Source organism: Candidatus Desulfofervidus auxilii (assembly GCA_030262725.1).
In the GTDB taxonomy this organism is placed as follows: domain Bacteria; phylum Desulfobacterota; class Desulfofervidia; order Desulfofervidales; family Desulfofervidaceae; genus JAJSZS01.
In genome coordinates, this window is the sequence record JAJSZS010000033.1 from 1 (window position 1) to 9,635 (window position 9,635).

Annotated in this window: 10 protein-coding genes; all 10 read right to left on the bottom strand. The window is 31.9% G+C overall.

The features are described from left to right. Window positions 1-1,139 precede the first annotated feature (1,139 nt). The 10 genes from argF to LWW95_10770 are packed head-to-tail and all read right to left on the bottom strand — an operon-like array spanning window position 1,140 to window position 9,359. Window positions 1,140-2,033, bottom strand: coding sequence for an ornithine carbamoyltransferase (argF, locus tag LWW95_10725; protein ID MDL1957497.1), 894 nt, complete (start codon window positions 2,031-2,033; stop codon window positions 1,140-1,142). Next, on the bottom strand, window positions 2,005-3,177 hold the full coding sequence (locus tag LWW95_10730; GenBank protein ID MDL1957498.1) for an aspartate aminotransferase family protein: 1,173 nt from the start codon (window positions 3,175-3,177) through the stop codon (window positions 2,005-2,007). Before LWW95_10730 ends, argF begins: the two co-directional genes overlap by 29 nt. A gap of 42 nt (window positions 3,178-3,219) precedes the next feature. Next, window positions 3,220-4,098, bottom strand: a complete 879-nt coding sequence (gene argB, locus LWW95_10735; GenBank protein MDL1957499.1) for an acetylglutamate kinase — start codon at window positions 4,096-4,098, stop codon at window positions 3,220-3,222. Window positions 4,099-4,103: 5 nt separating this feature from the next. Beyond that, the gene (gene hslU, locus LWW95_10740; GenBank protein MDL1957500.1) at window positions 4,104-5,456 is read right to left on the bottom strand and encodes an ATP-dependent protease ATPase subunit HslU; all 1,353 of its coding nucleotides are present in this window, start codon (window positions 5,454-5,456) and stop codon (window positions 4,104-4,106) included. A 9-nt stretch (window positions 5,457-5,465) separates the two neighbouring features. Beyond that, window positions 5,466-5,999, bottom strand: coding sequence for an ATP-dependent protease subunit HslV (gene hslV, locus LWW95_10745; GenBank protein MDL1957501.1), 534 nt, complete (start codon window positions 5,997-5,999; stop codon window positions 5,466-5,468). Window position 6,000: 1 nt separating this feature from the next. Further along, window positions 6,001-6,882: a tyrosine recombinase XerC gene (gene xerC, locus LWW95_10750; protein ID MDL1957502.1), complete on the bottom strand. Its 882-nt coding sequence runs from the start codon at window positions 6,880-6,882 to the stop codon at window positions 6,001-6,003. A 31-nt stretch (window positions 6,883-6,913) separates the two neighbouring features. After that, entirely contained in the window at window positions 6,914-7,510 is a 597-nt protein-coding gene (coaE, locus tag LWW95_10755) for a dephospho-CoA kinase (GenBank protein MDL1957503.1), read from the bottom strand. Beyond that, window positions 7,503-8,456 carry an RluA family pseudouridine synthase gene (locus LWW95_10760; GenBank protein MDL1957504.1) on the bottom strand — a complete coding sequence of 318 codons (954 nt, stop codon included), beginning with the start codon at window positions 8,454-8,456 and terminating at the stop codon, window positions 7,503-7,505. Before LWW95_10760 ends, coaE begins: the two co-directional genes overlap by 8 nt. Next, on the bottom strand, window positions 8,453-8,941 hold the full coding sequence (locus LWW95_10765) for a CarD family transcriptional regulator (protein MDL1957505.1): 489 nt from the start codon (window positions 8,939-8,941) through the stop codon (window positions 8,453-8,455). The genes LWW95_10760 and LWW95_10765 overlap by 4 nt, the downstream gene beginning before the upstream one ends. Before the next feature lie 4 nt (window positions 8,942-8,945). Beyond that, complete coding sequence (locus LWW95_10770) at window positions 8,946-9,359, bottom strand: (deoxy)nucleoside triphosphate pyrophosphohydrolase (GenBank protein ID MDL1957506.1); 414 nt, start codon at window positions 9,357-9,359, stop codon at window positions 8,946-8,948. Between the last annotated feature and the right edge of the window lie 276 nt (window positions 9,360-9,635).

Sequence of the window (9,635 nt, forward strand, 5' to 3'; positions counted from 1 at the left end):
ATTCATTTCGACAACATCTATAAACACATCATGCATTTCCACCAATATTAAAACTTTCGCACAGGAAAATAAACACTCACTTAGCTTATACCCTTAACCCCAGCAGAGTCACACCAAGAGGATTAGCCTTAGATTAGCATAAAAAAAGTCCAATTAAAAATTTTAAATTTTTTAAAATTTTAAAAAAAGTAAATAACCCTTTACAAACAAAATGGGTAAACTAATTACTAAGATTGCTAAGAAAAGAAAATAAATGATAAATACATATAAAGAATGTTTTGTTTTAGACATCAAAACCTTAAGGTGAGGATCACCATTATTATATTTTGAAAAAATAAAGCGAAGAGTTTTTATAATACTCTTCGGGGATGCACCCATAAATATTGTTGGCTCACCTAATTCTTTCCATTTTTTAGGATAATTATTCTTGATATAGCTTAAAAATTTAGAAAGATTGGAAAAATAAATACCTAATAAAACATTCCTCCCTAGTTAGTAACATCTCTTCTTTTTCCTTAAAACAATAGTTGTTATTATACCTTTAGCAACTTTTAAGATTCAAAAAGCAAGACCCAATCCCATTTCTTCTCCTTTATCTACTAGATAACCATTTTTTATGTAAAGCTTTGCTTACTCCTTACTCTTAATGTATTTTTTTATAAGTTCATAATATTCTTTTAAGTTTTCATTATTAGGATTCTCTCTCAGTGCTCTCTTAAAATCAACATTTTGATCAGGGGTAGAATATTTCTTGAGAAGTTCATAAAAGTTTTTAAATTTACCTTTTGCTTCTAATCTTTTTAAAAAATCACTTATTTCTTTGCTTTTAATAAAAGGAGCGATTTGACACCTTACCAATAATTCATCATTCCACTTTTTGGTATAGTTGTCTGATATGTCAACACTAAAAGTATTTCTATTTTCTCTTCTGTGTCAATCCAAACTTTAACAAATTGTCGAATAAATGGTTTCTTTTTTTAGTTCCATCTTGAAAAGTTATCCATTCCCTCTTTATTGTAGAATCTTCTAGAAAGACTCCCCACAAGGCATTATAGAATTGGATATTAAAAAACAGTGCAATTATTTTTCTAAGGCTTAATTTCATTTCCTTATTAAAAAATCAATCGGATTTTGGTTTTTTAAGTTAACAACCATTCAAGAACTGCTTTATGTAGATGAAGTTTATTTTCTGCTTGATCAAAAACCACTGACTGTGGTCCTTCTAATACCTCTTCAGTAATCTCTTCTTCCCGATGAGCAGGTAAACAGTGCATAACAATTGCATCTGGTTTGGCATGCTTTAATAAATTAATATTTAGTTGATAAGGGAAAAATTCACTTTTTTCCTTTTCTTTTTCACCCATGCTTACCCAAACATCTGTATTGATAACATCAGCATCCTTTACAGCACTAATAGGGTCATGTGTAAGGACAACATTTTTTTTATTTGCTTTAGCTAAAACATCAGCATCTGGCTCATGACCCTTTGGACAAGCAAGATAGAGAGTAAAATCAAGTCTAATAGCAGCATTAATCCAAGAATGGGCAACATTATTCCCATCACCTAACCAAGCAATTTTTAAATTTTCAATCGTTCCTTTGTATTCTTTTACAGTCATAAGGTCAGAAAGTACTTGGCATGGATGGTATTTATCAGAAAGGGCATTAATAACTGGGATTGATGCCCATTTTGCCATTTCCTCAATTAATTTTTGACTATAAGTTCGCATAGCAATCGCATCCACATAACGGGAAAGTACACGAGCAGTATCCTTTGTGGGCTCTTCTCTAGACATCTGAGTAACATCTTTTGTCAAAAATATTACTTGTCCTCCCATTTGATACATAGCTACTTCAAAGGAAACACGAGTACGAGTGGATGGTTTTTCAAAAATAAGAGCGAGTGTTTTTCTATTTAAAAATGTATTTTTTTCTCCTTTTTTCCACCTTTCTTTTAAAACTATAGCCCTTTCAATTAGTTTAACAATTTCATCTGAAGAAAGATCAAGAATTGTTAATAAATCCCTTTTCATCTTCCTTCTCCAAAATATTTTTAAAAGTTTCAATAAAAGCCTCTACTGCTTCTCGATCAATAAGCAGTGGTGGTAAAAGACGTAAAACATTTTCTTGAACTGCATTAATAAGAAAACCTTTTTCTAAACATGCTTTTACAATCTGCGTTGCTGATATGTTTAATTCTATGCCTATCATCAATCCTCTCAATCTTATTTCTTTAACAATTTGATATTTTTCTTTAAGTTCATCCAGTTTTTCTTTAAAAAAATTAGATATTTGTCTTGTATATTCTAAAAGATCAGTCTGCGTTAATATCTCCATCACTACTTTAGCTGCACTACAAGCAATTGGATTACCGCCAAATGTGCTAGCATGACTACCTGCAGTAAAAAATTTTGCTATTTCTTCTTTAGCTAGCATAGCTCCAATAGGTAAACCATTTGCTAAAGATTTAGCTAAAGTAAGAATGTCTGGCTTAACTCCTTCATATTCATAAGCAAAGAGATAACCAGTACGTCCCATTCCTGTTTGCACTTCATCAAAAATCAATAACAATTGAGCATCATCACAAATTTTTCTCAGTTTTTCAAGATAATGAGGTGATGGGATTCTTACCCCACCTTCTCCTTGAATAGGCTCTACCATAATAGCACATGTTTCTAAATCAATAACATTTTCTATTGCTTTAATATCGTTAAAAGGTACATGAACAAAACCAGGTACTAAAGGTTCAAAGCCTAATTTTATCTTTTTTTGACCTGTTGCTGTCATTGTAGCAAAAGTACGTCCATGAAATGAGCCTTCAAGAGTAATAATTTTATATTTTGGAGGGGAAAATTGTTTCCCCCATTTTCTAGCTAATTTAATAGCAGCTTCATTAGCTTCAGCTCCACTGTTACAGAAAAATACCTTATCAGCAAAAGAATTTTTTACTAATAATTCAGCCAATTCAATTTGGGGTAAAGTATAATAAAGGTTTGATATATGAAAAAGGCGATAAATCTGTGATTCTACCGCTCTTATCACCTCAGGATGGCAATGACCAAGATTACAAACAGAAATACCAGATAAAAAATCATAATACTCCTTTCCATTTATATCCCAAACTCTGTATCCTTCACCTTTAGTAACAATAACAGGATATCTTGAATAAGTTGACATTATGTAGTTTGCATCCTTTTCTGTCCAATCCATATCTTACTCCTAAGAAACAATTTCTGTACCAATCCCTTTAGATGTAAATAACTCAAGCAAAATAGCATGTGGAATTTTACCGTTAATAATATGTGCTTTTTCTACCCCTGCTTTTACAGCCTCAATAGAGGCTTTTATTTTTGGTATCATCCCGCCACTAACAACTTCAAGTTTTATTAATCTTTCTGCATCTTCTATATTCATAGAAGAGATTAAATTTCCTTTTTTATCTAAAATGCCAGGTACATCAGTTAAAAAAATAAGTTTTTTTGCTTTTAAAGCTGATGCAATCTTGCCTGCTACCAAATCGGCATTAATATTGAATGTCTCACCCTTTGGCCCTACACCTACTGGAGCAATTACAGGGATAAATTTTTGTTCAAATAACTCTAAAATTTCTTTATTTATTTTAGTTACTTCCCCTACATGACCTAAATCAATAATTTCAGGTGGTTTATCAGGTAACTCTTCTTGTTTAAGAACAATTTTTCGAGCTTCTATAAGACAAGCATCTTTACCACTTAAACCAATCGCCTTACCTCCTGCCTGATTGATAAGATTGACAATCTCTTTATTTACTTTACCCACAAGGACCATTTCTACCACATCCATTGTTGCTTCATCAGTAATTCTTAAACCACCAACAAAACGAGAAGAAATGCCCATTTTTTTTAATACCTCACCAATCTGAGGACCACCTCCATGGACAATAATAGGATTTAATCCTACATATTTCATAAGTACAATATCTAAAGCAAAATTCCATTTTAATCCTTCATCTACCATAGCATGACCACCATATTTAATAACAAAATCCTTTTGATAAAAATCTCGTAAATAAGGAAGTGACTCAATTAAAACCTCAGCTCTTTTAATAAGATTTTCCATATCTTTCATAAGATATATCTACTTAGATCCTCATCTTTGACAATATCCTGAAGCTTTTCCCTTACATATTCAGGACCAATAATTATTTTCTGCCCTTTCATCTCTGGTGCTTTAAAAGAAATATCCTCAAGGAGTCTTTCCATAACTGTGTAAAGACGACGTGCACCTATATTTTCCGTACGTTCATTAACTTTTACAGCAATTTCTGCAATCTCTTTTATTGCCTCATCAGTAAAACTTAATTCAACACCTTCTGTAGCTAAGAGGGATTGATATTGTTTTATCAAAGCATTTTCAGGTTCAGTAAGTATTCTGGCAAATTCCTCTTTACCTAATGGACTAAGCTCCACTCGAATGGGAAAACGACCTTGAAGTTCTGGTATAAGGTCTGAAGGTTTAGAGATATGGAAAGCACCAGCAGCAATAAATAGAATGTGATCTGTCCTTACCATACCATATTTTGTATTTACTGTTGTACCTTCTACAATAGGTAAAAGATCGCGTTGAACACCCTCTCTTGAAACATCAGGACCAGAGGTGGTTGAACGGCTTGCTACCTTATCAATTTCATCAATAAATATAATACCTGATTCTTCTACACGCTGTTTAGCTAAAGAAATAACTTTATCCATATCTATTAATTTTTGACATTCCCTTTGAGTAAGAATTTCAAGGGCTTCTGGTACCTTTACTTTTTTTCTCTTTGTTTTTTTTGGCATCATGGATTCAAGCATTTCTCTAAAACTCATATCCAATTCTTCTAAACCAGCTACTGAAAAGATTTCTACTACTGGAAATGCCCTTTCAATTGTTTCAATCTCTACATACCTATCATTCAATTTCCCTTCATGAAGCATAGCTCTCATTTTCTCTCTTGCAGTATCAAAAGAAGATTCTCTTCTAACTACCTCTAAATATGCCTCTTCTCTAGATTCTTTTCTTGGTCTTGGTAAAAGCAAATCTAAAAGACGTTCTTCTGCCATTTCCTTTGCTTTTTCTTTAACTTTTTTAGTCTCTTCTTGTCTAACCATATTAACTGCAATCTCTACTAAATCACGGATCATAGATTCCACATCACGACCAACATAACCAACTTCAGTAAATTTTGTTGCCTCTACTTTCAAAAAAGGAGAACCAGCTAAGGCTGCTAATCTTCTAGCAATCTCTGTTTTACCTACACCTGTTGGGCCAATCATAAGGATATTTTTGGGAGCAATTTCATCACGTAATGGAGGTGGAACCTGTTTTCTTCTCCAGCGATTGCGTAAGGCAATAGCTACAGCACGTTTTGCATTATCTTGACCAATTATATATTTGTCTAAAGCAGCTACAATTTCTTTGGGGGTTAAAAAAGACATGTTGCCTCCTTATTTCAAAATTTCCAGTACCAATCTTTCATTAGTATATGGACAGATAGAAGCAGCAATAAGCATCGCTTCTCTGACAATTTCCTCAGCACTGAGTGAAGAATGTCTTAAAAGGGCTTTAGCTGCTGCTAAGGCATAAGGGCCACCTGAACCAATGGCTGCTACTGGTTCATCTGGTTCAATTACATCACCATTACCTGAAATAATCAAAATACTATCTTTGTCTGTAACAAGAAGAAGGGCTTCAAGCCGACGAAGTGTTTTATCTGTTCGCCAATCCTTTGCTAATTCTACAGCTGCCCTCTTTAACTGTCCATTAAACTCTTCAAGTTTTTTTTCAAATCTTTCAAAAAGTGTCATTGCATCAGCACTTGCTCCAGCAAAACCAGCTAAAACCTTATTATGATAAATTTTTCTTACTTTTTGAGCTTTTTGTTTTAAAATATAATTTTGACCAAAAGTAACTTGTCCATCACCAGCCATTACAGCCATTCCCTGATGACGTATGCTTAAAATGGTTGTACTTTTTATCATCTCAACTCCTAGGATGTGTTTTATCATAAATCTCCATCAATTTATCTAAAGTAATGTGAGTATATCTTTGGGTAGCAGCTAGACTTTTATGTCCTAACAATTCTTGTACTACTCTTAAATCTGCACCTTGATCTAAAAGATGGGTAGCAAAACTATGGCGAAATACATGTGGATAAACATTTTTAAACATACCAGCTATTGCTGCATATTTTTTTACTATTTTTTCTATACTACGGGCTGAAATTCTATTTCCAAAGATATTAAGAAATAAAGCTTTTTCTTTATTATTTTTAATTAATTTTTTGCGTTGTTGTAAATAATTCATTAATGCCTGTTTTGCCTTATCCCCCATGAACACTAAACGCTCTTTTCTGCCTTTACCATAAACCAAAATAGTACCATCAATCAAATTTACATGTTCTAAATTAATATTTACTAATTCACTAACACGTACACCTGTAGCATAAAGCAATTCAAGAATAGCCTTATCACGAACAGCCAAAGGATTATCTAAATTTTTTACTTTCAAAATATTAAATATTTCATCTACCGTTAAAAATTGAGGCAATTCTTTTGGTATCTTTGGATTAAAAATTGCGTAAGCAGGATGATGATTTATGTAGCCTTTTTTTAAAAGAAATTTAAAAAAAGAACGAATACAAGATAATTTTCTATGAACAGTGCGACGACTAAGTTTAGACATCTTCTCCACAAGATATTTTCTGATACATTCAGAGGTAATATTTTTTATTTCTTTAATACCTTCTTTTTCTAAAAAATTTTTAAAATCTTCCAAATCTATTTTATAAGCTTTTAAAGTATGAAGGGAAAAATTTTTTTCAATCTCAAGATAATGTAAAAATTGTTTTATAAGTTCTTTCACAAAGATTTAAATACCACAAAAACCCTCAAAATCAAGAGGTTAAACGATTAAGTCTCTGCCAAACATATTTTACTTGTTCGTAAAGATAAATTAAATCACTTTTGTTCTCTATTACCCAATCTGCTTTTTCCTTTTTTTCTTCAGCAGATAAATGAAGACTTAATAATCCTTTTGCCTCATCTTCTGAAATTCCCTTATTTATTAACCTTTTAATACATATATCTTCATCAGCATCAACAACAATTGTAAAATCAAATTCTCTTTCCCAACCAACTTCAAACAAAAGAGGTATCTCAACAATTATTATTTTTCCTTTTTTCTCAAGTTCTTGAATTCTTTTTTTAATCCTTTCATAAATCTTTGGATGCAAAATATTTTCAAGAATTTTTCTATCTTTTGGAGAAAAAATAAGTTTATGTCTTAAAAAATCTTTATTTAATGTATTATTTTTATTAAGACACTTTTTACCAAAATAATTTAATATTTCATGGTATGCTGTTTCAGAAGGAGAAAAAAGGGAATGACAAATAATATCTGCATCAATTATTTCTGCACCAAGTGATTTAAACATTTTTGTTACAGTGCTTTTACCACTAGCAGGAAGACCAGTAATAGCAATTTTAAGCATAAGATAACCCTTTTAAAGAATTTATAAATTCCTGCATATCATGAGGTAAAGTTGCTTCAAACTTCATTTTTTTATTTATAACAGGATGTAAAAATTCAATGCTTGATGCATGAAGCATAAGTCTTGGCACTTTTCTAAAAATATTGCGAATTGATTCAAACTTAATTTGATTCAATTTAGATTTACGGAAATAAAGAGAATCACCTAAAATAGGGTGACCGATTGCACAAAGATGAACACGGATTTGATGAGTGCGACCTGTCTTTGGTTCACATAAAAGTAATGCAGAATATGGAAAAACTTCTTTTAATTCCCAATAAGTAAGGGCAAAGCGAGGTTTTTTTGTATGAATAGAAATCTTTTTCCGATCCTTTGGATGGCGACCAATAGATAAATTTATTTCTCCTCTTTTTCTTTGCGGTACACCAAATACTAGAGCTAAATACTTTTTTTTAATCATTCTTTCTTTAAATTGCCAACTTAAATGCTGATGAACATTATTATTTTTTGCCACTATCAATACACCTGATGTTTCTTTATCTAACCTATGAACAATACCTGGTCTTTTTTCACTGCCAACCCCCATAAGTGAAGGACAATGGTAAAGGAGACCATGTACTAATGTACCATGATAATGTCCAGGAGCGGGATGAACCACCAATCCAGATGGTTTATTAATAACAATCAAATATTCATCCTCATAAAGGATTTCAAGTGGCACAGGCTCTGGTTTAAGCTTAGGAACTTCAATATCAGGGGGAGAAAAAGTAATTATTTCTCCTTCTTTTATTTTATAACTTGCTTTAGTGATAAATTTATCATTAACTTTTACTTTACCTTGCTCTATAGCCTTTTGAACTTGAGAACGAGTAAGACCTGTTAATTGTGTAAGAAATATATCTAATCTTTTACCACCACTTTCAGCATCACATTTATAAACCTTCACAGACTAAGAATCTGTTTTATTTCTACCTCCACTTCTTCTGGATCACATTTTTTCGCAATAGCAATTTCAGTCACTAATAAACGGCAAGCTGTATCCATCAATTTTTTCTCACTATATGAAAGACCTTTTTCTTCTTTTAAAACAGCAAGATCCCTCAATAATGTTGCTACATCAAAAATAGAACCTGTCTTTAATCTCTCAACAAGTTCCCGATACCTCTTATTGTGATTTTTTTCAGGATCTATAACTGATAATGGCTTTTCTTTAAGAATTGAATAAATTTTTGGTACCTCTTCTTGAGAAACAACTGGTCTTAAACCAATTGCTTTAGCATTTTCTATAGGGATAAAAATAAGCATCCCATTTTCCAAAATACGCATTGCATAAAAATCCTTTGTCTCACCAGAAAGTTCTTTTTTCTCAATTGACTCTATAATTCCAACACCATGCGCTGGATAGACTGCAAGATCACCAATCTTAAACATAAAATTATTTTAACATATTTTTTTCTAAATGCAAAACTTTACCTAACTTTTTTATTACCTTTTTATCTGCCTCTAAAAATGGCAATTTTTCCAACTCTTCCATTGTCACCCAGCGATACCTTACAGTAGGAAGCGGCTTAAGCTCTCCACTTTTATAAGAACAAAAAAATACATAAAGAGTAATTGAAAAATTAGGATAAGTGTGAAATATTTTAGTGAAAAAGCGATTAATATCAATCTCAATCCCTAATTCTTCCTTAATCTCCCTTAAAAGGCATTCTTCAAGTGTCTCATGCTCCTCTTTTTTCCCTCCAGGAAACTCCCAAAGACCACCATAAACCTCATGCTCAGGCCTAGTAGTAACCAGGATTTTTCCATTATGAAAGATAATAGCTGCTGTCACCTCATAATGAGGCATATTTTTTCATAACAAGTTCTAGTAAGAGAGGCAACCCATTACTTCATTTTGTTTCTCAAATGCACTAGAACAAAAATTCTAATCATTTTTATTTTTCTGTATGATAAAATACATATAACTCCAGCCACTTAAAGCATTTTTTAACTTATCACAATCTAATGCGTTACTACTTTAACATAAATCACTTTTTCCATCTTTTCCTCCTACTATTAATTATGTTATTTTTATACTTACTAAAATAAAATAAATTATTAATAATAAAATGGGGGCAAGGCA